Origin of the sequence: Flavobacterium sp. ABG (assembly GCF_001027725.1) — a bacterium.
In the GTDB taxonomy this organism is placed as follows: domain Bacteria; phylum Bacteroidota; class Bacteroidia; order Flavobacteriales; family Flavobacteriaceae; genus Flavobacterium; species Flavobacterium cupriresistens.
In genome coordinates this window covers 1-26,460 of sequence record NZ_LEKS01000022.1, presented here as the reverse complement: position 1 = coordinate 26,460, position 26,460 = coordinate 1, and the positions used below count along the sequence as shown (strand labels likewise).

17 protein-coding genes and 1 tRNA gene are annotated in these 26,460 nt (G+C 34.2%); 10 read left to right on the top strand and 8 right to left on the bottom strand.

Features of this window, described 5'->3' with window-relative positions:
* Positions 1-4: 4 nt before the first annotated feature.
* The gene (gene gndA / locus AB674_RS18855) at positions 5-1,411 is read right to left on the bottom strand and encodes an NADP-dependent phosphogluconate dehydrogenase (RefSeq protein ID WP_047778835.1); all 1,407 of its coding nucleotides are present in this window, start codon (positions 1,409-1,411) and stop codon (positions 5-7) included.
* Between the two features lie 361 nt (positions 1,412-1,772).
* Between gndA and AB674_RS18850 the strand changes: the two genes are divergently transcribed.
* The 7 genes from AB674_RS18850 (at position 1,773) to AB674_RS18815 (ending at position 11,957) form a co-directional block, all read left to right on the top strand.
* Positions 1,773-2,339, top strand: coding sequence for an RNA polymerase sigma factor (locus AB674_RS18850; RefSeq protein WP_047778834.1), 567 nt, complete (start codon positions 1,773-1,775; stop codon positions 2,337-2,339).
* Between the two features lie 464 nt (positions 2,340-2,803).
* Positions 2,804-3,649 (top strand): FecR family protein, encoded by an 846-nt coding sequence (locus AB674_RS18845; RefSeq protein WP_047778833.1) that lies wholly within the window; start codon positions 2,804-2,806, stop codon positions 3,647-3,649.
* Between the two features lie 69 nt (positions 3,650-3,718).
* Positions 3,719-6,952 (top strand): TonB-dependent receptor domain-containing protein, encoded by a 3,234-nt coding sequence (locus AB674_RS18840; RefSeq protein WP_047778832.1) that lies wholly within the window; start codon positions 3,719-3,721, stop codon positions 6,950-6,952.
* Positions 6,953-7,452: 500 nt separating this feature from the next.
* Positions 7,453-8,757, top strand: a complete 1,305-nt coding sequence (locus AB674_RS18830) for a hypothetical protein (RefSeq protein ID WP_047778830.1) — start codon at positions 7,453-7,455, stop codon at positions 8,755-8,757.
* Between the two features lie 128 nt (positions 8,758-8,885).
* Positions 8,886-9,731 carry a T9SS-dependent choice-of-anchor J family protein gene (locus AB674_RS18825; protein WP_047778829.1) on the top strand — a complete coding sequence of 282 codons (846 nt, stop codon included), beginning with the start codon at positions 8,886-8,888 and terminating at the stop codon, positions 9,729-9,731.
* Between the two features lie 72 nt (positions 9,732-9,803).
* Positions 9,804-10,577 carry a hypothetical protein gene (locus AB674_RS18820; RefSeq protein ID WP_047778828.1) on the top strand — a complete coding sequence of 258 codons (774 nt, stop codon included), beginning with the start codon at positions 9,804-9,806 and terminating at the stop codon, positions 10,575-10,577.
* A 21-nt stretch (positions 10,578-10,598) separates the two neighbouring features.
* The gene (locus AB674_RS18815; protein ID WP_053004333.1) at positions 10,599-11,957 is read left to right on the top strand and encodes a S41 family peptidase; all 1,359 of its coding nucleotides are present in this window, start codon (positions 10,599-10,601) and stop codon (positions 11,955-11,957) included.
* A 491-nt stretch (positions 11,958-12,448) separates the two neighbouring features.
* Here the strand turns inward: AB674_RS18815 and AB674_RS18810 are convergent, their stop codons facing one another.
* Positions 12,449-12,871 (bottom strand): nuclear transport factor 2 family protein, encoded by a 423-nt coding sequence (locus tag AB674_RS18810; RefSeq protein ID WP_047778827.1) that lies wholly within the window; start codon positions 12,869-12,871, stop codon positions 12,449-12,451.
* Positions 12,872-12,888: 17 nt separating this feature from the next.
* Entirely contained in the window at positions 12,889-13,557 is a 669-nt protein-coding gene (locus AB674_RS18805; RefSeq protein ID WP_047778826.1) for a response regulator, read from the bottom strand.
* A 120-nt stretch (positions 13,558-13,677) separates the two neighbouring features.
* On the opposite strand from AB674_RS18805, the gene AB674_RS18800 reads away from it, so the two are divergent.
* The 3 genes from AB674_RS18800 to AB674_RS18790 all read left to right on the top strand — a co-directional run bounded on the left by AB674_RS18800 (position 13,678) and on the right by AB674_RS18790 (position 17,244).
* Positions 13,678-13,902, top strand: a complete 225-nt coding sequence (locus AB674_RS18800) for a hypothetical protein (protein WP_047778825.1) — start codon at positions 13,678-13,680, stop codon at positions 13,900-13,902.
* A gap of 156 nt (positions 13,903-14,058) precedes the next feature.
* Entirely contained in the window at positions 14,059-16,029 is a 1,971-nt protein-coding gene (locus tag AB674_RS18795) for an ATP-binding protein (protein WP_240478111.1), read from the top strand.
* 417 nt (positions 16,030-16,446) lie between these two features.
* Positions 16,447-17,244 (top strand): hypothetical protein, encoded by a 798-nt coding sequence (locus AB674_RS18790; protein WP_047778823.1) that lies wholly within the window; start codon positions 16,447-16,449, stop codon positions 17,242-17,244.
* Between the two features lie 645 nt (positions 17,245-17,889).
* Here AB674_RS18790 and AB674_RS18785 read toward each other — a convergent pair.
* The 5 genes from AB674_RS18785 to AB674_RS18765 all read right to left on the bottom strand — a co-directional run.
* Positions 17,890-17,970 (bottom strand) — tRNA-Tyr (locus AB674_RS18785).
* Positions 17,971-18,416: 446 nt separating this feature from the next.
* The gene (locus tag AB674_RS18780; protein ID WP_047778874.1) at positions 18,417-19,256 is read right to left on the bottom strand and encodes a DUF4249 domain-containing protein; all 840 of its coding nucleotides are present in this window, start codon (positions 19,254-19,256) and stop codon (positions 18,417-18,419) included.
* Positions 19,257-19,260: 4 nt separating this feature from the next.
* The gene (locus AB674_RS18775; protein ID WP_047778822.1) at positions 19,261-21,870 is read right to left on the bottom strand and encodes a TonB-dependent receptor; all 2,610 of its coding nucleotides are present in this window, start codon (positions 21,868-21,870) and stop codon (positions 19,261-19,263) included.
* A gap of 920 nt (positions 21,871-22,790) precedes the next feature.
* A complete protein-coding gene (locus tag AB674_RS18770; protein WP_047778821.1) occupies positions 22,791-24,404 on the bottom strand; it encodes an MBL fold metallo-hydrolase in 1,614 nt (537 codons plus the stop codon).
* A gap of 274 nt (positions 24,405-24,678) precedes the next feature.
* The coding region (locus AB674_RS18765; protein ID WP_047778820.1) for a thioesterase domain-containing protein at positions 24,679-26,460 on the bottom strand (1,782 nt) is incomplete at its 5' end.

Here is a 26,460-nt window from a genome sequence, read left to right as displayed (position 1 = left end):
GTTCTTAATCATTCCATTGGGTATGAAAGATGCCCGGAGCATCAATACGTTCATAAGTATGCGCTCCAAAATAATCGCGCTGAGCCTGTATTAGGTTGGTTGGAAGATTTTCGGACCTGTAAGAATCAAAATAAGCCAAAGAATTCATTAGACCGGCAGTTGGTAAACCATTTTGAACGGCAAATTGAATAATGGTTCTGATACCTTTCTGACTTTCATTCAGTTTTGCTGCAATATTCGAATCTAAAAGTATGTTGGGTAAATCGGTATTTTGTGCGAATGCTTTTCTGAAATCTTCCAGCACTTCTGCACGAATGATACAACCACCACGCCATATTTTTGTTACGGTCTCTAAGTTTAAGTCGTAGTTGTATTCTTTTGAAGCCGTTTTTAGCATGGCCAGTCCTTGTGCATAAGTAATCAGGGTAGAAAAATACAAAGCTGATTTTAACGACGCAATCGCTTCCGTTGTGTTCACCGTTGTTTTTGCATTTTCCCAGATTAATTTTGTTGCAGCCTCAATTCTCTCGGGTTTGCTTTTAGACATATCACGCATAAACACTGCAGCATCAATAGTTGGAACAGGTACTTGCAGATCCATCGCATTTTGTGACGTCCATTTTCCGGTTCCTTTAGACTTTGCCCAATCCGATATTTGATTGATTAACCTTGAACCATCCGGTTCTGTTTTTTTAAGAATATGTGCTGTTATTTCGATTAAGAATGATTTAAGATCGCTCTCGTTCCATTCTTCAAACGTTTTTTGAATTGTATCTTCATCGAGATTATAACCACGCTTCATCAGATCATAAATTTCTGAAATAAGCTGCATAATTCCGTATTCGATTCCATTATGAACCATTTTTACATAATTACCCGCTGATCCGTTCCCCAGATATTCCACGCAAGGTTCTCCATCGACTTTTGCTGCAATAGCTTCAAAAATCGGACGAAGTCTTTCGTACGCTTTTTTATCTCCTCCGGGCATCATACTAGGACCAAATCTCGCTCCTTTTTCTCCTCCCGAAATTCCCATACCAAAGAAATGAATTCCTTTTGCAGATAATTCAAGGAATCTTCGGTCTGTATCGGTAAAGTAAGTATTACCGCCATCAATCAGAATGTCTCCTTCATCAAGGTGAGGTAAAAGGCTTTGGATGGCGCTATCGACAGGCTTACCGGCTGGTACCAAAAGCATAATGGCTCTTGGACGTTTGATAAGTTCCACAAAATGCTTAACGTCTGTTGTTGCTTCGAGGGTATGCTCCGCATCGGCTTCTTGCTGAAGTGAATTTACTTTTTCGGCATCTAAATCTAAGCCCGCTGCGGCGAATTTTTGGCTGGCAATGTTTAAAAGTAGGTTACGGCCCATTACGCCGAGCCCAACAATGCCAAAATCAAATGTGTTCATAATTTTTTAAATTAACTAAATTGTTAGTGTGTTGTTGTTTACAATACGACAAGAAAATACGCTGTATTGCTAATGTTCCGCTAAATTAGACAAAAAGGTTGGAATATTATAAAATAAACTCGAGCCTTTAAAGCTTTGCTGAGTAAACAGGAGATTTAAACAAAATTCAAGGAAAAGTTGGATGAAATTTATTTGTGCTCGAAAACAGCTATTTTTAATCCTACCGCTTTTTTTGTTTTGAAAAAGAAGGATTGCTTCGGAAGGGCATATTAATAAATCATTAAATGAATGGGTTATCAAAATAAGGAAAGTTAGTTTAAGGTAATTTTGTAAGGATACCTTACACCTTTAAAATTGCATTATGAATACTATTTTGATTACCAGATTGCGCGACGGAGACGATTCTTGTTTTAAAGAAATCTATGAGCTATATCACTTCAAAGTGTATTGTTTTGTTAAAAAGTATGCTGCTCAGCCTGCCGATGTAGAGGATATAACACAGAATGTCTTTATTCATATCTGGAAATACCGCACTAAAATAGACCCTTCCATTCCGTTAGACTCGATTTTGTTTAAAAGTTGCAAACAGGAAATTTCAAAGTGGTATAAAAAACAGAATGAAATTTTTTCGATGGAGTATGAACAGTTGGTAAAAGATCTGGATGAAACCGATGAAGCAGAGGAGACGGTCTCTTTAAATCTGGAAAAAATAGAAATACTATTGCAGCAGATTCCAGAGAAAAGAAGAAAAATTTTTACCCTGCATAAGTTTGACGAAATGAGTTACAAGGAAATTGCTGCCGAAATGGGAATGTCCCAAAGCGCCGTGGCCAACCAGATCTCCAAAACCTTACAGTATCTTAAGAAGAATTCTATAAAGAGCCATGAACTTTATTGGTTTCTTTTAATGTTCATTAACCATAATTAAACTTTGATTTTTCGGACCGTATTTCGGAAATATTTAAGGCAACTTATTGATTGTGATTCTGTTGATTTTTTCTTTTAACACATAGAAACATAGATGCGGAATTTATAATTTGTGGTGATTTAAGGAAAACATAATTTTTTCACATAGTCTTATGTGATTTGTTTTTTAGTGCATCATCTTTTTACGCTTTTTTGACCCTATCTCTATGTGTTAAAATTAGTTGCATCCAACGCGCTGTGTTATAAAATTGCGTGACAAGTGTAAATTAAATGTAAGTTGTTTTGAACCGTTTTTTTATAATGAGTTGTTTTTTAATTGGTTTCATTGTTTTTTGCTTTTTAAGGCATTAACAAATCGTTAAGTGTAGCGACCCCCCGTGATTTTTTGGAGTAAAAATATCTAATGTAGTTAGACAGGAGAAATTCTGGAGTTTTTCCTAAAATATTAATTTTTACTAAGATAAAATGAAATCGTACAGACTACGTGAAGAATGGGATGAGTTGCCACAAAAAGGATTATTTTCGGAAGAGGCAAAACTCAGAATGTGGACTAACATTCTCCGCGCAACAAGCAACAGACGCAGACGTAATTACCAAAGAGTAATCGCAGCTTGCGCGGTGCTTTTTCTATCGATTGCCGCTTACCACACTTTTTTGGCATTTGCTTTTTCGAAGAAACCCGAAATTATCACACAGACATTTCCTCAGGACATAAGACTATTGCGTCTGTCTGACGGTACCCGTGTTTGGGTAAATGAAAATACTCAGATTGAATATCCGGAACATTTTGCGGCTAATGAACGAATTGTAAAATTAAAAGGAGAAGCTTTTTTTGAAGTAGCAAGAGATACTACGAGGCCTTTTATTATCAGTTCCGGTGATATAAAAACAACGGTTTTAGGAACTTCATTTAATGTAAAAGCGTACGGAAAAATAGCAGAGGTAAATGTGAGAACCGGAAAGGTAAAAGTAGAAAGTACTCAAAATGCTGTTTTTTTAGAACGAGGATATGCGGCACTATTTTTTCCAAAAGAAAACAGAGTTAAAAAACACAAAACTACTGAGTTGGAACCACAATGGAAAAAAGCGCTGCTTGATGTTGATGGCCTAACGCTCGTTGCTGTTATCGAGAAACTTAAATCCGATCATGTCTTTAAATTGGAATACGCCAGCGAAGACCTGAAACAACTTCAAATAAAAGGAACACTTGATACCAGACAAGGGATTTCTGAAATACTACAAACGATTGCATTTGCTCTTGAAGTTAAAATCAAACCCATCGGGGAGAATAAATTTTTAGTAAGCAAATAAGCCTTTATCCGCTAAGAAAACATACGATTTCCTATAACCTAATATACCATTAAAACAAATTATTTACTTATGAGCTATTTTTTCAGGCAATTTCCGATTGCCATACAAATGCTGTTTTTTAGCCTATTCCTCAGTACAACCGCCACCTATGCACAATCTGGAACCGTGTCGGTAGATTTTAAAAATACTTCACCAAAAGAAATTTTTGAAAATTTAGAATCCCGAACTCCTTATCGCTTTATTTATCAAAAAGATATAGATTTTAGTAAACCATTGATCAATCTTAAAAAAGAGAATGTAACGATTGATGAAGTATTAAAAGAATTAGAGCTGCTTACCAATCTAAATTTTAGAAGAAACAATACCAATATTGCTGTCAATAAAAGGATCGCATCGACAAAAAAAGTAGGAGGTATTTCCGGAAAAATTGTCGACAAAAATGGTTTGGCTTTACCGGGAGCCTCAGTGAAAGTCATAGAAACCGCAAATGCAATTGTTTCTGATTTTGACGGAAATTATTCTTTTGCACTGGAAGAGGGTTCTTATACCTTGGAAGTGAGTTATGTTTCCTTTCAAAGCCAGAAAATTACAGATATAAAAGTGGGAGATGCAGCAGAAGTAGTCTTAAATGTAGTTTTAAAAGACGATGCGGAATCATTGGATGAAGTTGTAATCACTCAAACCTATCAAAAAGCAACTGCTTCTACGGAAGGAATGCTGCTTCAGCAAAAGAAAGCCGCTCAGTTTTCTGATGGAATTTCTGCCGAACAAATTGCCAGAACACCGGATAAGGATGTCGGAAGTACCCTAAAACGTATTACAGGAGTAACTACAATTGATGATAAATATGTGGTCGTACGTTCGATGGGAGAACGTTGGAATCAAGCGGTAATGGATGGTGTTAATTTGCCAAGTACAGATCCGAATGTACAACAGTTTAATTTTGATATTATTCCCACGGCAATGGTAGAAAGTGTTGTGGTTAGTAAAAATGCAACTCCGGATATGAATGCCAATTTTGCCGGAGGGTATGTAGAAGTAAAAACAAAAGATATTCCGAAGAAAAATTTCATGTCTTTTACCATCGGAAGTTCTTATAACAGCCGTAGTACGTTTAAAGACCGTCTGAGCAAACAAGAAGGTTCAAATGATTATATCGGGTTTGATGATGGCACCAGAGATTATCCTTCCGGTTTAGTAAATATTGCTTTGCCTACCACGGAGGCGACATCAGGGCCTTTTTTAGAGCAATCGAAAAAATTTACGGAGGATAATTTTACTACTTATAAAACCTATGCCGCTCCCGGAACTTCGTTACAGTTTGCTTTGGGGCAAGTATATGAGTTAAAAGACAATAATAAACTTGGTTTTGTGGGTTCTGTTATTTTCAAAAACACACAAGATCAGTTGCAAATTGACCACACCGAAAGAGGTACCTATATGACCAACTCGGAGTTTACACCGGAACAGGAAGAAGGTTATTCGACTTTTAAAAGATACGGATTTAAAAACTCGGGTGCTTCCTATAATTTCAATTCGACTTTAGGGGGAATGTTGAATGCGGGTATTCAGCTCGGAAAGCATAAAATTGCCATTCGCAATACCTACATGCACATGTACGACAACCAACTGACTCAAATTACAGGTTGGAATTTCTACGCAGGAAACGTCGAAGGAATTGTAAAAGGAACTTATTTGCCTTTTACCAAAGAAACTGATTATCCGGTTTACCAGACTTTTATTCAAAATAAAATAGAAGGAAATCATCGTTTTGAGAATTTCGAGATCAATTGGTTTGGGGCTTTTGCCAGTACTTCTAAAGATACTAAGGATGCTACTTTTTTAACCAGTTACAGAAGAAAAGTGGGAAGTGATGTTCAATTGTATCAACAAATTTATAATGCAGATCCGGATGCTTTCAAAAGATCCAATTTCACAAACAACGAGAAAGATTATAATGTAGGAATCAATTTTAACTATGCTTTTGATTTAGGAGAATCGGTCAAAAACAACGTAAAAGCAGGATATTTCGGGACTTACAAAATAGCAACCAACCAACAGGAATCATCAGCTCTGAATGTTGTCGGGCAAGGAACAGAAACAGCTATTGTTGATTTCCCTCTTTCGCAATTGCTGGACGGTTCTTATTATCGCTGGGGTGGTTATGGCTGGAACAGGATTACGACTTACGGTAATGAATATGAGGGAGATGTCAAAATTCATTCTCCTTTTTTAATGCTCGATAATAAATTTTCGCAGTACATAAGATTGGTTTGGGGATTGCGTGCCGAAAGTTATGTCTACACCCAAATCGCGAGTCAGTCAGACAATTCGGCTGGTTTTGAAACAACGCAAAAAGATGAGGATGTGTGGCAATACCTTCCTTCTGCCAACCTGACCATTAGCCCTACCAACAAAATGAATATCAGACTGGGGTACACCAAATCGGTCTTGCGACCACAGTTTGCAGAGCGAATCAATATGCCTTATTACGACCCAATACGCGATGCAAAAGTGCTGAATTATACAGGTGGAATTGTTTCTACTCTGGTTGATAATTTTGATTTTAAAGCGGAATGGTTTCCTTCTCAGGGTGAAATTCTGTCTTTTGGAGTGTATCATAAAAACATCAAAAATCCAATTGAAGGAGTGACCCAGATTGGTAATGACGGAGGTTCGCGTACCATCTTTAATATGAACTCAGACAGTGCCAAACTATTTGGAGTAGAATTTGAAATTTATAAAAACCTCTCTTTTTTGGGTGAAGGGGATCTTTTGAAAAAAATCTTCCTATGCGGAAATGCTGCTTTTAATGATACAAAAGTAACCGGATATGTAAACATTGACGGTACAGGCGGACTTTATGAAGCCAATCGTCCTTTATACGGACAGGCTCCATACAATTACAATTTAGGATTGGATTATGTAGGAGAACGTTCAGGGTTCAGTATCAGACACAATGCTATTGGGGATCAGTATATTCTGGTTGGTTTTGATTATCAGGCCGAAGAGATCCGTATGCCGTATGCCGTTACCGATGCTCAGGTAAGTTATAAGTTTTTTAAAGAACGAAATTTAGAAATAAAACTAGGAATCAAGAATCTTTTTGATACCGCTATCGAGACGTATAATAATGCCAATAGTTACTCAAAAGATGTGGATTACGATTATGGTTCAAATCCAAGAGATCAAAAGGCACTTGGGGCAGGAGCAACCGATAAATACGATCCGTACATAGACCGAAAAATGTTTAAAGCCTGGAGCGGGAGAAGCTTTAATTTCTCTATGAATTATTCTTTTTAGTAACATTAGATTGTTGATTTCACGGATAAAAGACCATTAAAATTAAGAAAACGTTAAGGAAAGATTTTAGCGTGATTTTTTCCCCTTTTGAAATCTAATGTATATAAATGAGACGATCTATTTTTAGCTATAAAGTAAATCTGTTTTGATATTAATTTCTTTGAAAAACTGCTACAAGTCAAACACTACATCTTAACAGACGTACACAATCTGCAAAAAAAATCCAGACCGAAAAAAGCGCGTCAGAATGGTACAATAGATTTTTACGTTCTCTACAACTTATAGTATGGTTTGTTTCAGATTTTGAAGAAAAACGAGCCTTTCACCGGAACCCTAAAAGTGAAAGAAGAATACTCAGGGATAGTCTCCGGAGGTAAGACGGAAACCTATAAAATACATTACCAAAAAAAGGAAAGGTCAAAGGGAAGAAAATTTGCTGCTCCTCCCAAAGACCTCAAGTGTAAAATATTAGCAGCAAAGTTAATCAAAATTCAGTTATCATGAAAAAAGTTTTTTTGTTCGCGATTGCCATTCTTTTCTTCAATTCTTGTCAAAATGATGAAGCAACAAGTGCTGATTCTTCATTTGCAATGAAATCTGCAAGTGCAGATTATTCAGGTTACCCAGCTACAGTACAAACAGTAAGTGGTAACATTACAACTAACACTACTTGGACAAACGACAGAGTTTGGGAAGTTAGCGGAGTAGTTCGTGTTATTGGAGCGAAATTAACGATACAACCGGGAACTTTTATTAAAGCTAAAGTATTAGGTTCAGGAGTTGCTACAGGGGTATTGGTTATCACAAAAACAGGTCAGATTGATGCTCAGGGTACTGCTGCTTCTCCTGTTATTTTTACAAGTTTCAATTTGTTAGACGGAAACGCTGCTACTAAAGCGACTCCTGGTGACTTTGGTGGTCTTGTTCTTTTAGGAGATGCACAAGTAAATACAGGGGTTACTACTAACGTTATCGAAGGTTTAGGAGATCAACCAAACCCTTCTGATTTTTACTACGGAGGAACAAACAACGCTCACAATGCCGGAGCTTTAAACTATGTTCGTATCGAGTTCGCTGGTCGTATTTTAGATGCTACAACTGGTGTTGAGATCAATGGTTTAACTCTTGGTGGTGTAGGTAGCGGTACTGTTATCGATCACGTTCAGGTATCTTACGGAAGAGATGATTCATTCGAATTTTTCGGTGGAACTGTAAATGCAAGCCATTTAGTTTCTTTTGCTCCGGATGATGACAACTTTGATTTTGATTTTGGTTATACAGGATCAATCACTAAAGCGATCGCTATTGCAGATAAAGATTCTACACACAGTTTAAGCGGTGGAAACCCGGATTCAAATGGTATAGAATTAGACAATAATGCTACAGGTACAAGTACTGCAATCATTACAAGACCGGTTATCTCTCAATTGTCTATCATTGGTGCAAGTTCATCTACAAATGCTGCTCTTTATGAGAATGCAATTCACGTACGTAGATTAGGACAAATCAGCCTTTCGAATGTTACTGTTACAGGATACCTTACAGGAATCAGATGGGAAAGCCCTTCTTTACCTGCAAATTCTACATGGAGTCTTTTATCAGTTCACGGTTTCACAAATCCGGTATTGCCTGTTGGTACAGCTTTAGGTTTTGGTAGTACTACTTCTACTGTAAGCCCAGCTACAGCATGGGGTTTAACACAACCATTCTTTAATGATGGTACATTAAACTTCGCTGGTGCAACTGGTGCATTTAAAACGGAAGCAAACTGGACAAATACTTGGACTAAGTTTACTAACTTTTAATAGTACTGTAAATTAATAATACAATTTAACGGGGCTGTCTGAAGAGTTTTTTATTGTTTTTTTTATAAAGAGTAGGATATGGTTTGATTCCTCACTTTTTAGGCAGCCTTTGTTTTAAATAGATAAAAATGAAGAAAAAATTACTCGTATTGGTTTTTATGCTTATATCCGGAATTGCATCTGCACAGTTTGCAATTTGGGAGGATGATTTTGACGATGCTGAGGCATCAGATTGGACTTTTTTGGATGCTGATGGTGATGCCATAAATTGGATTACGCGAACCAATATTCAGATTGATGGAAATGGTGTCGTAACAGACGGGACTTACAAAGTACTGGGAACTTATAATATTGATATGGCTTCGGGAGCGCCTCTTGGAGTGGAGCAGAAAAACTGGGCCATTATGCCGGCGGTAGATTTATCCTATTATGCAGGAAACATGCAACTAATTTTGAATGCTCAAAAAGCGATTTATGACGGACCTGATAATTTATATGTTTATGTTTCTACAACAGATACTGATCTTAAATCGTTTACTCAGATTGGGGTTTTGGAATTAACAAGAGTATCCACTTTAGATGCAGAATTTAAAGATTATACACTGGACATTTCTCAATTTGCAGGAAAAACTCAAGTGTATTTTGCGTTTTTAAATGCGCCTAATTTTGTAGTAGGTTATGAAATTGATAAAGTTTCAATTACAGCAACATCATTAGGATTGAAAGACTTACAAGGAAAAAAAGAAATTGCATTAAAACAAAATCCTGTTGAGAATGATTTGCAATTAGAGTTGGACAGCACCCTAAATGAAGAAGAAATCGCAGTAAAAATATACAATACAGCAGGTGTATTGGTTAAAGAATCGAAATATAATAAAACAGGAATTACTGTCGGTAACTTGTCGGGAGGCGTTTATTTTCTTGTTATTGAATACGGAGATGCAGTCGAAAAAATAAAATTTATCAAAAAATAGATTGGTATTGTAAAAAGAGAATTGATCTATACCAACACCAACAAGAATATCATTTTTAATAGTTTACAACTCATGACGAATATAGTAAAAGCAATAGTTCTCTTTTTTATTACAAGCCTTTTGATTGCCGCTTGCAGCAACGACGAATTAACACCCTTATACGAGGAACAAAAAGCAGGAAAAGTAGTGATACGCGGTTATAATGGAGCACAGGATTCCATTCAGGTTTCCTTAAATGGTAAATTGCTGGTGGTTGATAAACGCAACGCCTTTTTGAAAAAAACAGAAAATAATTACGAATTTGTATTTTACGGTCAGAGCAGTAAAACTGTCGTGATTAGTCTTAAAAAAACAAAGCAAATTCTACATTCATATACTTTTACTACCGCAAAACCGGTAGATACAGTTTCTTTTTACACCAAAGAAAATGTTTGGATAGAAAATGTACTCGCTAATAAACCCGGAACCCTTAGCGCAGCAGGAAACACAGGCTATAAATTTATTTTTCCTTCCGTAAATCAATATTCTAAAAGTGGTTACAACGGTACTTTGGATGCGATCTTAAGAAAAACCAACGGACAACAAATAGGCCGTATAGAAAACATAAAGAAAGACCGTTTCAGTACCTTTTTAGAGTTTCCGTTCAGTTTACCCCCAATCGTCAATGTTGAGCTAGTCAAACACGGAACAGACGAATCTTATGTACCAGGGAGAAAAGTATCTTTTTTAATGGTGATGCAAAAGAATAAATCAAAGTTAATCGTACTGGAAGAAAAAGCGGATGCAAATGGTGCTTTTTCAGGTGTAGAAGGGAGTATTAATTTGACTGATTATTTTTCTTTTTAAATTTTGAATGTCTTCCAATCCATGAAAAAATATCATTTTACTTTACGTTTTTTCGTCCTTGTTTTTTCTTTGATGATTTCCTGTCAAAGTGATCCCGTTCCGGTTACATATGAAGAAGGTACCAATCAATATGTAAATGACTGGATGTACGAACAAATGAAAAAGTATTATTTATGGAACGAAAGTCTGCCTAAAAACACAGATAAGTCGCTAAATCCAAAAGAATATTTTGGGAGACTATTAAATACGGAGGATCGATTTTCTTATGCAACAAATGTGGCGCTGCCGGAAACAGCCCCCAAAAGCATTAGAATCTCCTACGGATTTGACATCTCTTTTATTGAATATGAAGCGCAAGTTTATGGTGTTGTTTTATATGTACTTTCCGATTCGCCTGCAGAACGATCAGGTCTTAAAAGAGGTCAATTGATAAAAGCAATAAACGGGGTTGCAGTAAACAATCAAAATTTGGAACGTTTGTATGCCGATATACTCAATTCTGAACGTATAAATTTGAAACTTACAGAATATGCGTCTCAGTCCGGCTTTTCAACTGCAAAAGAAATGGAGATAATTCGGGGGTTTACTTTTTCTCAGTCTATAATTCATAAAATTATTTCAAATAATAGTCAAAAAACTGGGTACATCGCAATTGCTCATTTTGATAGCGGACTTGCAGCGACGTTGTTGTCCGTCTTTAGCGAGTTTAAAAAGGAATCAGTCACCAAAGTGATCGTCGATTTGAGATATAATGGAGGTGGAGACGTCTCATCGGCAACAGCATTAAGTATTCTTTTGGCTCCAAACATTAAACCGGATGATTTGTTTATAAAATTTAAAGGAAATAAAAACGGTGGTTTTGTAAATAAGTCCTTTAAAGAAGCATTGGAAATGAACGAAACTCAAATCGGTTTTGAAGCATTAAGAACTGCACACCCATTATTAATTCAGGAGCTGTATGTGTTATGTGGAACGCATACCGCATCGGCTTCTGAAATAATTATCAATAATTTAAAGCCGTTTATGCCCGTAATTTCGATAGGCGAAAAGACCGTAGGTAAAGATGTAGCGGGTTTTGCTATAGAAGATGAAAGACCTTCTTCAGGTAACAAGGGATGGGTTTTATATCCCGTGATTTATAAGTTGTTTAATGCCAACGACGAAGGCAATTATGCCAAAGGAATAAACCCTGTTGTTGCGCTAAACGAACTGCAGGAAATGGAGATTTTTCCCTTAGGAGATCCCAGAGAAATTTTAATCAATAGGGCCTTGAATGGGGTAGTGAACGCTAAACAAAATAAAAGCTCAGCTGTAAAAAGACTATCCTTAAAAACAATTTACAAGGATACAGATCCTTTCTTACAGATTAATTTGAAATAGAAATTTAGCGATTCTAGAGAGAAAAAGTAATCTTTTACAGCTATGGGCAAAAAAAGTTTGACACGAATTACACGAATTTACACGAATTAAAATTTTAATTAATAAAAAATTAGTGTCAATTCGTGTAATTCGCGGCAAAATAATCTGTGCGAATCTTTTAAATCTGTGGCAAAAAAAAGGTTGACACGAATTACACGAATTTGCACGAATTAAAATTTTAATTAATAAAAAATTAGCGTCAATTCGTGTAATTCGCGGAAAAAAAATCTGTGTAAATCTTTTTAATCCGTGGCAAAAAAAATTAGTGCCAATTCGTGAAATTCGTGTTTAAAAAAGATTTGAACAACCGAATAGGTATAAAATGTTTTGTTGTGTTTGTGTCTCGTTCTGAATAAGCCAATTTTGTGTCAACTTATTTTAGGACGGGACTTTTTTATGAGAGTCGTTTTTCGTTAGCATGTCTAGCGGCATTTTGGGAAATGAAACGAGTCTTATTTTTTTTCAAAATTTGTAGAAATCTTATCAACGATATACCAGACCCCATTTAGTTTAATCATATTGAAATAATCAGTAAATACTCTTTTTGGAGTCTCAATTTCACATTTTGCAGAAGCGACATTTTTTGTAAAATTGATATCGAGTATAGAACCTTTGGTATTTTCCATTTTTGGACGAAGTTTAAACCCGGCCAGATAGTTTTTTCTGTTAATTATGGTAATCTGATCGTCTTTGATGAATTTTAAATGGCAGGAAGCATGCATTGCCTTTCCAACTTTTAATGTATCGCCGGTCATCCAGCCGTCAAAATAGGTTTCGATAGTTTGTTTGATCAAATCTTTTTCTTCTTTTTGGGCATGACTGTTAAAAGAAAAGAATAAGGTTAGACCCAGGCATAAAATTCTTGTTGTTTTCATTTATAAGTGTTTAAGAATTACAATAAACCTAATTTTTTAGCCTTGTCGATTAAGTCTTTATCTCCACCTTTACCTTCTAAAAGCTGGTCTTTTATATTGGCTTTACGTTTTTCAATAGCACTCATGGATAATGGAATGTAATTGGGTAGATTAACCGTTTTTACGCCCTCTGCCAATAATATCAAAATTTGACTATCATGATTATCCCAGTTTATATTTTTCTTTAATAATTCTCTTTGTGATTCTATTATTGTTGGACTTTTGTAGAATTCTCCATTTAAAACTTTTTGACAGATGACCGGAAATAATTCAAAATTGATATCGCTTTTTGAGATAAATCCTTCGGGTTTTATTTCTTTAATTATTTTATCAACCGTCAGAGCTTCACTGTGCATGGTAAGAAGAACGACTTTACAGAAAGGAAATTTTTTTCTGAGAAGAGAAGCCAAATCAACTCCACTGTTAATGTTTAAATCTTTATAAGGAGGGATGCTAATGTCCAGTAACGCAAAGTGTATTACACTATTCTGTTTTTCGTATAAGTTTATTTTATTATATGCCTCTTCACAATTATAACTTTTTATAAAATGCAAGTTTTTTTCTTGTAAGCTACTGTATGATAGTAGGTTAATGTAACTATCGACGGTCATCGGATGATCGTCAACTATTAAAATGTTTAATCCCATAATTTGTAATCTCAATTTACATCAAATCTAGTTAAAATGTTACGGAAATCCCGTACAATTTAGAAAAAATAAAGCTTTTTTTTTACCAAATATTCATGATTAATAAAAAAATACAATTTTATGAGAATTAAATTCTACTTACTGGGACTTGTTTTTACTTCATTATCAATGGTTTCATGTTCAAATGATGATATTGAAAGTGAGCAAGTTAAAAATTTAAAAACACAAAAAGATGCATTTGCGCGCGAATTGGATTCAAGCAGTATCAAAAGGGAGATAGCACCAACTAATTGTGACGGGGAACATTATGGCGACCCAAGTAATCCGAAACCACCAAGACACTAAAAATTTATTTGCTAATTATTAATATCATTAAGTTCCGATTTATTTCAAAATGTTATATTTGAGATTATAAACAACAATTGTATTTTGGCTATTTCGACCCGGGTTCCTTATTATTTTATTTTTCTCCTTTTTTTCTCGTGTAAGAAAAATGATACGTTGAGCTTTGAAAGTAGCCCAACGGATTTGTTTGATAAAAATTACGTTTGTAATCTTGAAAACAATAAAAAAGAGGCCTATTTAGATTATCGGGTTCTTGTCTTAAAAAAGAAAAAGAATGATTCGGCAGTAAGGGATGCTTATTTAGAAATTGCGTCAGAATATTATTATATTAATAAATCAAAAAAATCTTTAGAGGTTAGTTTGAAAGCTTTAGAATTATCAAAATTGGCTAGTGATAGTGTCAGAATGGCAAAGTCCTCTTATTTTGTAGGAGATTGCTATGAAAATACACAAAAAGACAGTGCATACTACTATTATCTTAGAGCTGAAAAAATATACCATAAAATTCATGACAACGATAATGTTGCCAGAATGTTATTCAACAAAGGCTATGTTTTATTTTATGACGGTAATTATATAGAAAGTACTGTTGAAATTTCTAAAGCTTTACAATATTTAAAAAAATCCAAAGATTACGAACTGATTTACAGTTGTAATACTTTAATGGGGAATTGCCTGGAGAAACTGGTTAAGTACAATCAGGCTTTAAAATACCATCGCATGGCTTTGGAAGTAGTCGGTAAAATGAAAATTACAGACAAAGCTCATGTTAACAATTATAATGTAAGTTCTATTATTAACGTTTGTAATCTGCATGATTTAGAAGGCGAATACGATAAGTCTATAAAAATGCTAACCCCATTAGTAACCGAAGACTTAAAGAAGAAATGGCCTAAATTGTATGCGAACGTTTTAAGCAATCTGGCTTATTCAAAAATGAAAAGCAAAGATTATAAGAATGTAAGTTCAATGCTTTTTGAATCCCTTAAAATAGTCGATAGTATAGGTTTAGAACCGGATATTCTATATAAAAAGATACGTATAGGAGAGTATTATTTGTCTCAAAAAGATACGGCACAATCTATTAAGATTCTGGTAGAAGCAAATCGACTGGCTGTTAAACTAAAAAGCAGTAATGAGATTCTGACCACTTTGAGATTACTTTACAAAATTGATAAAAAGAAAAACTTATACTATACAAATGAGTACATTAAATTAAGTGACAGCATTAATGCCATTCAGAAAAATGCACACGATAAGTACTCCAGAATCGAATATGAGACTTCAAGAATTGAGGACGAAAATAAGATTCTGACCAAGAGAAATTTTTACATCTTAATCACCTCCTTTGTATTAATTCTGGGACTGTTAATAATTATCCTTTTTCGCTATTTGAAATATAAAAATCAGGAAATGCGATTCTTTAAAAAGGAGCAGCTGGCCAATGAGGTTATCTATCAATTATTGACCGATCAACAGGAGAAAATTAATACAGCACGTGAAGACGAAAAGACAAAAATAGCGAAAGAATTACATGATGGCATAATGAATAAAATTTATAGTGTCAGAATGAATTTGGGCTTTTTTAATTCACAGAACAATGCTGAAATTATAGAAAAGCGACGATATTACATTATTGAATTGCAAAATATCGAAAATGAAATACGTACGGTTTCACATGGCTTAAGTCACAGCTCGTTCTTGGAGCATAGTGATTTTAATATCTTGTTAATGGCTTTGATAGAAAATCAAAAGGAAATTACGGAAACCAAGTTCAATTATTTGGATAATGATGGGATCGAATGGAGAAGTATTCAGATTATTTACAAAATAAATTTGTACCGAATTATTCAGGAGGCTATTTTAAATGTCAATAAATATGCTAACGCAAAAAGTTGTGAAGTAAAGATCAGTAAAAAGAAAAATAATATTCTGAAACTGACCATTACAGATGATGGTGTTGGCTTTGATGTTCGAAGCAGAAAAGCAGGCATTGGATTAAGTAATATGAGAGACCGAGTAAATTCTTTGAATGGGAAGTTTATCGTAATTTCAAAAACAAATGAAGGAACCAGAATTGAAGTTACAATCAACCTTCATGCACAAGGGCGACAGGGCTTATTTTAATTTTTAAATCCTGTTTAGTAAAATCCGGATGGAGCAAAGTCTGGTAAAACTCAATATTTTTACCTCAATGATTGAAGTGGTTTGGCATAATTCTTCCAAATCCAAAATTCCTATTTCCTTTTCTTTTAGTATTGCTTCGGTATGGAAGCTCCATGTATTGTGATATTAGTTGTTTTATTTAGGAGCGTTGTTGCAAGTTTCTGAAGACCGTAATTATTAGATCAAAAGCCCGTAATTTTTAGACCTATATCTCTGTTACCTTAGTGTTAAATTGGTTGACTGAAATAATTAGAATAAACATTTGAAACTGAGATTGATGAAATCATAAGGGAATAAAATAGTAATAGGTTTCTTGTTTTTTCTCTTATCCTGTTTGCCATTTTTCAGTGAGATAATTTAATAATAAACAGAGACGCAATGCAACAAATCAATCAGATTACTACTAGAGAAAATTGGCATAGAGAGATAAGCAAGATTGCTTCTTATGAAGGAAGTGTTTCTGAAGTTTCTACGATAGATTGTATGATAATAAACGCTTCAGATCTTTCTTATTTTTATGAGTTAACAGCTGGAAATACGATAGCAGAATACACTGTGTTAATCGGTTTGTACAATATACTGCTTCAACATTATTTTGAGGATTGTAACAGGATAGCGGCAAATATAGACTTGGACTTTAAGACGGTATCGGTAGGTTACGAATTTGACAGTATTGCCCAAAAATCAATAAAAGAATTTCTTCAGGAAGTCAGAGAAGAAGTGCAGACGGTTTATAAATGTATTAGCTATTCCGAAGACGATTCCTTTTTTGCTGCTGATGTACGTAATGTCCCTTTTCATTTTAATTATGGAGCAGAGGAGACAGAAGCGGATTTAAATTATGGATTGTCATTTCAAATAGAAAAGCTGGAGAATAAAGATTATGAAATTTTAGTTAGTCATTCTCCAAAATTTATAGACAGTGCCATTGTTTCTGATTTTTTAATGAATTTTAAAAATTGGTTGAAAAATTTAAAAGAGAACATTGATACTCCGATTTCTAAAATTCCACTGCTTTCAGACAGAGAAAGAAAGTGGCTTACTTATAATTTTAATACAGTGAATTTTAATAGTGAAATTGCTGGTTCTTTAGGTGAGACCATTGTCGAAAGAAAAATTAACATGATTCCAATGGAAATTGATGTTATTCATACACAAACTAGTTTCTTGTTTTGATTTTTCTTTTTGAGTAGCTAATTGCCAAAATAATGTAATAAAAAGTTGGACACGAATTACACGAATTTTTACGAATTAATTGTTGAGATTCTTTGCGGGGAATTTTGCCACTGATTAAAGGATTAAAAGGATTTAAGCTATTTTGCAATTCGCAAATAACTTAGTGAAAATTCGTGTAATTCGGGATCAAGACATATTGTTTTGGAGGAACAAATATCTTGTAGTTCTGTAATTTCGAATCAAGTTAAAAAGTTGTGAAATAATTTTTAGAAATTTCTTTTATTAGAAGTAGCAGATTATATACTTTTTGACCAGAGCTTTTTAAGTATCTAATTTTCTAACTTCTCGCTTTGACGATCTCGCAAAGACGCCAAGCCGCTAAGTTTTTTCCTGTTTTTAAGCTCCACCTTTCTGTTTTCTACTTTCTCGCTTTGGATTTCTAAAAATAGTATAGAGTCTCAAACTTTTTTCTGTTTTTTCATTAAAACTTTGCGATTTTGCGACTCTGCGAGATTTTTACTTCCCCACAACTTTCGGACTTGATCCAGGTTCTGTCAAAACTTTGAAAAGCAGTAGTAGAAATATTGGAATTACTATAAAAAGAAAGAACAAAAAAAAGCCCTAATGAAAATTAGGACTTTTTAGTGGGGAGAGCAGGATTCGAACCTGCGAAGTTCACACAGCAGATTTACAGTCTGCCCTCGTTGGCCGCTTGAGTATCTCCCCGAAGCTTGTCTTGTTGCGCTTTGTTGTGCTAAGCGGTTGCAAATATAGCAATGTTTTTCATGTTTGCAAATAAAAATCCTCTGCTCTTACAGGAATCTTTTGTGTGTTTTTTGAAAATTGATTTTCTAAGATGTAGAACATTCTGAAAATAACTGTTTTAACACTAAGGACTGAACTCTTACTGGTGAGAAAATTTATTCTAAGAAAGCCAGTTTTTTTTTAAAAAATCATGCTATCAAGTCCAAAAGCTCTGTGAAAGCAAGAAGTAAGGATAAATATTGGTTAACCTATTTACAATATTACAAGAAGACAGTGCGAGCAAAAGACACATCTGTAACTTCTTGTTGCAAAAAAAAATCGCTACTTATACTATAAAAAAAACATCTGGTATAAATTATTTTATATACCAGATGTAATTAAAAACCAACCTCAATAATTAAAACCTTTTATTCTACTAAATAAGAAATCGTATCGGATTCACAAAGCCTGAAATATCCTAATGCGAAATTTTTAGCGTCATTACTATTCACAATATTTCCTCTAATGTTACTTGGTGGCGTAGAAGAGGCATTTCCGCCTGACGCTCTCAATATTAGATTCATATAATTGTAAAACTTTTTAGAAATACCACGATGTACAATCGCAACTGTTTTCCCAGGCTTCATATCCGCATCTGCGAAACTGGTATTCATAACATTTCCATTTGTTGATTCATCATCAATTAAAGTGTATTCAGGATAACGCAGAAAGTCTCCTGTGTAATCTACCAGATAATAATTCTCCTGATCGACCGGATCATTAAAATAATAGGTCAGCACAATTAAATCCGGGCCTGTTATATCTGGCATTAGCGTCTGTTCAACCCTATTAATTGGAGTTACAGAAGTTAACTTTTCAACTGCCGTAAAACTTTGTCCCTCTACTGTTACATACAAAGTATACTCCATATTAATAACGGGAACAAAATTAGTACATACATAGGAACCCGGTGCAGACTCCGTAAAAGTAAAAACATCTCCATTAGTGTTTTCAACCCTTACTTGCGCTCCGGAAACTTTTGGTGTAGTTGTACTGTAATAAGGAGCCATTTTACTGATCTTTATTACCTGATTATTGCCACTTGTTCCTTTCTTCCATTGTATCTCGGCATCTATAACTATTTTAGGTTCTCCAGTATCCAAATCCAGGTGTACGACCTCTTCACAAGATGTAAAGAACAAAACAAAAAGAAGACTAAACAAAGCCAATCCTTTACCTTTTAACATATATTTTTTTAATCTCTGCATGCTATTAAAATTTAAAATTATAAGAAATACCAGGTACAAACCCATAAATGGATAACTTTCTTGTTTCATTATCTCCTGTATCATCGTTTGTTGTAAACGTCATTGAAGCAGCATTTTTTCTACCGTAAACATTATAAATGCTAAATACCCAATAACTTTGCCATCCCTTCTTTTTATCCGGCTTTGGCGTATAAGTTGCCGCTATATCCAAGTGATGATAAACCGGTAGTCTGTTTGCATTTCTCACTCCATAATTTGGTATATTTCTACCTCCAAATTCATAGTAACCATTCGAATACGTCACAGGCTGGCCGGACTGCAATGCAAAGTTGGTATTAAAAGACCACTTCGGACTTAATGCATAACTTGTCACAATATTTAAATTATGCAGTTTGTCATATCCTGATAAATACCAATTCCCGTTTGCGATACCTGGCTCGTCGGCAGTTCTACCTGGAGTTTTTTGTTCCGTTTTAGACAACGTATAAGAAACCCATCCTGTAAATCTACCGGTGTTTTTTCTAAATAATAATTCAGCACCATAAGATCTGGCTTTACCATTCAGAATAACTCTTTCGATATTATTATTTCCTAATATACTTGCGTCATCAATATAATCCATACGATTTTGAACATTCTTATAGAATAACTCTCCTTCAAAAGAATAATCATTATCCTTAAAATTTTTAAAATATCCTACCGCATATTGGTCTAATAGTTGAGGTTTGGTAAATGGTCCGCTAGGTGTCCAAACATTCATTGGTGATAGGGACTGATAATTGGATAATATATGAACATATTGTGCCATCCTGTTGTAACTTGCTTTTACTGAAGTGTTTTCGTTAAAAGCGTAGGATAATGCAAAACGCGGTTCAAAATTATTAAAACTGCTTATCACTTCTCCACTTCCGTATGAAACTGTTCCTGTTGGAGTACCTTGTTCATAAATATCATAAATTGGATTATATACTACGGCCATATCATTTTCATAGGTGCTGATCTCTTCTGCACCTAAACGATAAAACATACTATAACGCAATCCGTAACGAAGGTTAAGTTTCTTAGTAATCTGATGTTCAAAATCAATATATGCAGAAGTTTCCAACGCAAACTTTTTGTCAAGTTGTCTGTAATTAACCTGAGAATCCGAAGTTGTAGGTTCTAAAACACCCGGATTAAAATTATAATACAAACCATCAATTCCATAGTTGAGTTTAAACTTTTCTGATAAAGAATGATTCCAATTGTATTTAAGTCCATAACTCTTAATAGCACTTTTCCATTCAAAATCTTCCATTTCAATTCCTAGACTAAATTTATAGTCACTATAAAAGACGCCTAGCTTTGTATCTAATTTATCAGAAAATTTATGGGTCCAATTTAAGATACCCATTGTATTCCCATATGAATTGGTAAATCGTTTGCTTATTTCAAATGTATCGTTCCCTAAATATCCCGAGAAAGCAAGCGTGTTATTGGCGCTCAATCGATAGTTAAACTTTGCATTAAGATCATAGAACATAGCAGTACTCTTAATATCTGTCACTTTCAAAAATAAATGAGCGTACGAAGCACGTCCTGCTATAATAAAGGAACCTTTGTCTTTTTTTACAGGGCCTTGCACCAATAACCTACTGGATGCCGTACCAATACCTCCATTTATCTTGTATTCTTCAAAATTTCCAGTTTGTTGGCTCACATCAAGAACAGAAGAAACACGACCACCAAATTTAGAAGGAATACCTCCCTTGTATAAATCCAATCCACTAACAATATCTGCATTAAAAACAGAGAAAAAACCAAACAAATGAGAATCATTGTATACCGGAGCACCATCCAAAAGAATTAAATTCTGATCGGCAGCACCACCGCGAACATTAAATCCTGATGAAGCTTCTCCTCCGTTAGTAACTCCCGGTAATGTCAAGATCGCCTTTAAAGGATCTGCCTCGCCCATAACAACCGGAATCCTCTTTATCTCTTCCATATTAAGCTTATTGACACTCATTTGAGGGTTCTTGATATCAACTGCTTTCGTACCGATTATGATTACCTGTTCCAATTGTTGGCTATCATCTTTCATAACAAAATTCATTGTCATATCATCCGAAATTGTAACCAGTTCTTCTATATTTTTAAAACCCATAGAACGAATCCGAACCGTATAACTCCCCTTTTCCAATTCTATAGAAAACATTCCATTTGCATCAGTCACAACACCTCTTGCTAGCTCTTTTATAAAAACATTAGCACCTATTACAGGTTGATTACTCTCGTCGAGAACCTGTCCACTTAACTTACTTTTTTTAGTTGTATTTAAAGTTTTTTGTTTTACTAAAATAGAATTCCCTGCAATTGAAAATTCAATAGAAGAGCTCTTGTTTAGCGCAACAACAAGCTCATTTATCGGTGTATCTTTATAAATATCTTCTTTTGTAAAATATTTTTGATTTGTATCAATTTGATCTGCAACTGAAAAATTTAAATCTGTCTGATTTTCAATTTGTTTAAATAATTCTTTGAGGGTTATCTTACTATCTACGGCTACAGTTACATTTTGGGAAAACATACGTAAACTGAATAAAGAAAAGCATGCTAAAATGATATGCTTCATGAATTTTATATTTAAAATATTATTAAATTAGATAGTTTTATACTACCCTTGACATAAGTACATTCTTTCTCTTCTATTGAAAAGCAATCTATTTTAATGATCCATTTATTACAAGTTTTAAGTTAGACATTTCTACTATTATTATCGTTTTAACCTTCTTTTTACTTATTCACACTGTACTTTATTTGTTGCAATACGGTATTGAAATAAGTTTTAACCAAATGCAAAATCGAAGTTTTTGTCTATCAAATTCTTTCTTGTTAAAAATGCGACAACTCTTTTCTTCGACATGCTTTTGTTTTAAGTATAACAAACGGAAATAGGAAAGTTCCTAATGAAAAACATTGTTTTTTTTATAATTTTACTTACAAACCAAAATACAAGTCGTAATTTTATTTTAAGAAAAGCCTTAAGAATAAATAACTAACTAACAAGCAACACCTTACAGATTGTGGCGTTTTTAATATGAAACTGATGACCAATTTATAAAAATGTAAAAATCTTATTTTCTTTTCTCAAAGATTCCCATTTATGCCTCTAAAGATGTCATTCGGCCTGGGAAAATCAACTTGAATGCTTTTTTTTATTGAAAATAATATTGGGAAATGCCTTTTAAAAAACAAAAACGCATCAAATATTTCCGATTGTATGATGGCATTATACAATTACACCACCGAATCCTTGATCTGAGAATACAGTAAAAAAAGGTACTGCATCGAAGAAGTATAACAATAAAAAGCTGCATTCTGAAATGCATCAGAAGCAGCTTTTTTATTTAGTCAATTTTTAGATTCTTAAACTAAAACATCGGTATTAATCCATTAAATTTTCAATCTATACTATATCAGAAGACAAGCGAATATCTCTCGTGCTAGTATTTTAATGCTGCAAAATATGATATGCAAGATCTCTACTTTTAATTATACCAGTACATCTAAGTAATTATAAAAAATTTCTTTTTCTCCAAAAAGTCTTTCAGAAATAATGTTTTTTTCTCTACAGTATTCGATAAGGATATTAGACTGTACAATTGGATTGGATTCATCGGTATATTTTATACTACTAATGAATTCCAACCAAGGTTCTTGTCCCATGGCATAAACATATACTTCTTTTGCATTAAAAGCATTAATAAGTCCCTTACCTTTTTCAAAATTAGAACCGGCCAATCTGCGCGATATATCTTTATCTCTAGGCAAACTCTCTGTTAACAACGGACCATAAAGCCATGATAAAGGAGCACCATCACACTCCATTCCCAGAAAAAGAACATCAATATCTCCTAAAACTGCTTGAACGTGCTGATATAATCTGGACTCAATATTACAGGAATCTGCAACAAAAAGCATTTTAAAATCTCCAACACTTACATGATGGCAAATTTTTGCCTGTATGTTTAAATCCGAATGTTCTCCAACAAAAGGCACACCGGTTATTACACAATCACTAAATTTGATTGCTTCCATCTCATCGATTTCGATCACATTGTCAAAACCAATAGCATTTAACATCAATTTTATACTTGGATCTTGTAAAGCACCATTAGATGCTCTGGGCACTACAATATTCTTAATCTTGTGACGTAAAGGAATTAAGGTTTCAAATAAAATATGGTCCTGGTGATTGTGTGTAATCAAAACGTAATCAATACTATCCGGCAAATCCATATCGGAGTATCGCTCTACTTCCTGAGGGTATCCATAATAACTGATTACGGGGTCTAACATTATACTGACCTCTTTTGTTTCCACGAGAATACAAGCATGACCGAAATATCTCATTCTAACTTTGTCTCCTTCATAGTTATTGTACTCTTTTGGAGCCTCAGTAGTAAAAAAGGACTCAAAGAGAGGCGCTTGCTCTTCACTAATTCCTAATAATTCTTTTATAGAATCAAAATCGCCCGGATTTTTCTTCATTTTGCTCAACGCATCCAGACCTTTGTGGCTAAATGGAATATTCAAATGAATTTTTTCGTTATCTGCTAAACGCGGTGTACTTAAAACAAAAGGACGCTCATCATTTTCTGTTAACCACAATAATATACTTTGTGAAGCTGGATTGTAAAATTTGCTATGATACAAAAGTGGTTCAAAAAATCGAAAAGAAGCTTGATTGTTCAGATCATAATAAAGTTCTACATATCCTTTAAGTATTTCAGGAATTTCATCATACAATGGATCTAAAGAATACCCTTTTGCTTTGTTTTTCAAAAGAGTGTCAAGAGTCTTGATCGCTTCACTAAAAGCAATCATATCTTTTTGTTTCTCTAGAGTTTCTTCTTTTAATTTCTCGATTTCGTCAACCCTTTTTCCACCATAATCAATAAAAGGACCTCCTAACATTTTAGGGTTTTTAACTGCCGCAGCATGAGCTGAAGGTGCCTGAATATAGGAGTTCATAATTTTTAAATTTCGACCCGTTATATTCATTGCACTGGTGGCAGGAGAAATCAAGTGACTCCATGCATACCAATTATCAAACAATGGTTCAATTACTACATTTGGCTTTAGAAACAATTTCTGATTATTCATTTTTTTCAAATAGTTTAATATTAAGCTTAAATAGAAAGCTTTTTTTCTTTTTTATTACTTACGATAGCTGTTGACACTAATGTTTTTTAGGAATGAAGTATGGATAACTCGGGAAATCTTTTATAGGGTCAAAAACTTTATTTGCCCCCTAAAATTCAACTTTTCTACATTTCGTATACACTCTCCTGTATGTGTTAGAGAAAGTTTGTTCGTCATCCCTAAAAAAATTAGTATCTCTTTATTTATGTTTTATTTTTTTGTTTTTGCATTTTACTTAATTATTTATTTGTTGTATTTCTGACGTGAGCTCATTTAAACTTATTAAAATATCTGAAATTTCTTTGATATAAGTGTTGTCTAATAACGTGATGTGGGTAGAAGGAATATTATGTACTATTACCTGTTCAGTAGTATACTCTTGCCATCCGTAATCAAATTCTTCGAGATCATTTTCAACCGTTATTATTTTATTCTCAATTTCACTTTCTATTTCAGTATACATTGCTCTGAACAGAATAATTGGCACCTTTAATTTTGGCTTGTTTTTGGCTATATAAATGTAATTTTCGTTTCGGAAAATAACTTCTAAATGGCCTCTTACTTCATCCTCATTAATTTTTAGTTTGGAGTCACTTAACACTTTACTCACAGCCTCGATTTGTTCTTCTGCTGTTTTGTTTTCAAGCACTAAATCAGACCAATTAAATTCATCTCCGAACATGGCTTGAATAAGTATTTTTAATGAACTGCGATACGAATCATCTCGTTCCTTATTTTCACTTCTATCAACGTCAAATCCCATAAAAGAACTATCCAAAATCAATAATTCTTCAACATCAAATCCCTTATCTTGCAATTGCACTGCCATTTCATAAGCCAGTATTCCTCCAAGGGAATATCCACCAAGTCGATATGGTCCATATTGATCTATTTTTTGCATTTCTTCTATAAACTTAGAAGCCATTTCTTCAATAGATTCTGAAACTGGAGATTTTCCATTTAATCCCGGGGATTGAAATGCATATACCGGTTGCTCATCTCCCAGTAATTTGACTAGTTCAATATAACAGTTAACTGTTCCACCTCCTGGTGGAGCCAAATATATCGCTTTATTACTACCTTTCTTTTGTAAAGGTATTAAGATATTTTCCTTAGCAGATTGCATTGAATCTATATTCTCTACAAAATTAGATATCGTTGGATATTCAAATATGGTCATAATATTTGTATTCGAATCCAATACTTCATTAATTTTTGCAACTAGTTTTATTGCTAATAAACTATGTCCACCCAACTCAAAGAAATTATCATGAATCCCTATTTTTTCTATTCCCAACAACTGCTGCCAGATAACAGCCAACTGTTTTTCCAGGTCTGTACCCGGAGCTACAAACTCTTTACTGGATAACTCGGAACTATCCGGATCCGGCAACGCTTTCTTGTCCAATTTACCATTAGAGGTTAATGGCAACTGATCCATCTCAACCCAGAACATCGGAACCATATACTCCGGAAGACTTACTCTTAAGCGTTCCTGTAAATCTGTTGTATTTAATTTACCTTCTAAAACTACATAACCGATCAAACGTTTGTTCCCAACTTCATCCTCTCTGACTAAAACACAACACTGGATAATTTCTGAAAATGAAGACAATACATTTTCAATCTCACCCAACTCGATGCGGTATCCGCGAATCTTTACCTGATTGTCCTTTCTACCGATGTATTCTATATTTCCGTCAGCTAACCAACGTACTAAATCACCGGTCTTATACATTCTGTCTCCTTCAACAAAAGGATTCGCTATAAAGTTCTCTTTCGTTAATTCTTCCTGATTCAGATAACCGCTGGCTACACCTGATCCCCCAATGCATAACTCTCCAATTACACCAATTGGTACTAGATCTAATGAAGGATTTAAAACATACAAATTGGTATTGGTCAAAGGCTTACCTATTGGAATCGTTGTTGCTGAATCTGAGATCTCAAAAACAGCATAACAAGTAGCATACACGGTTGTTTCTGTAGGTCCGTAGACATGATGAATTTTTCCGGA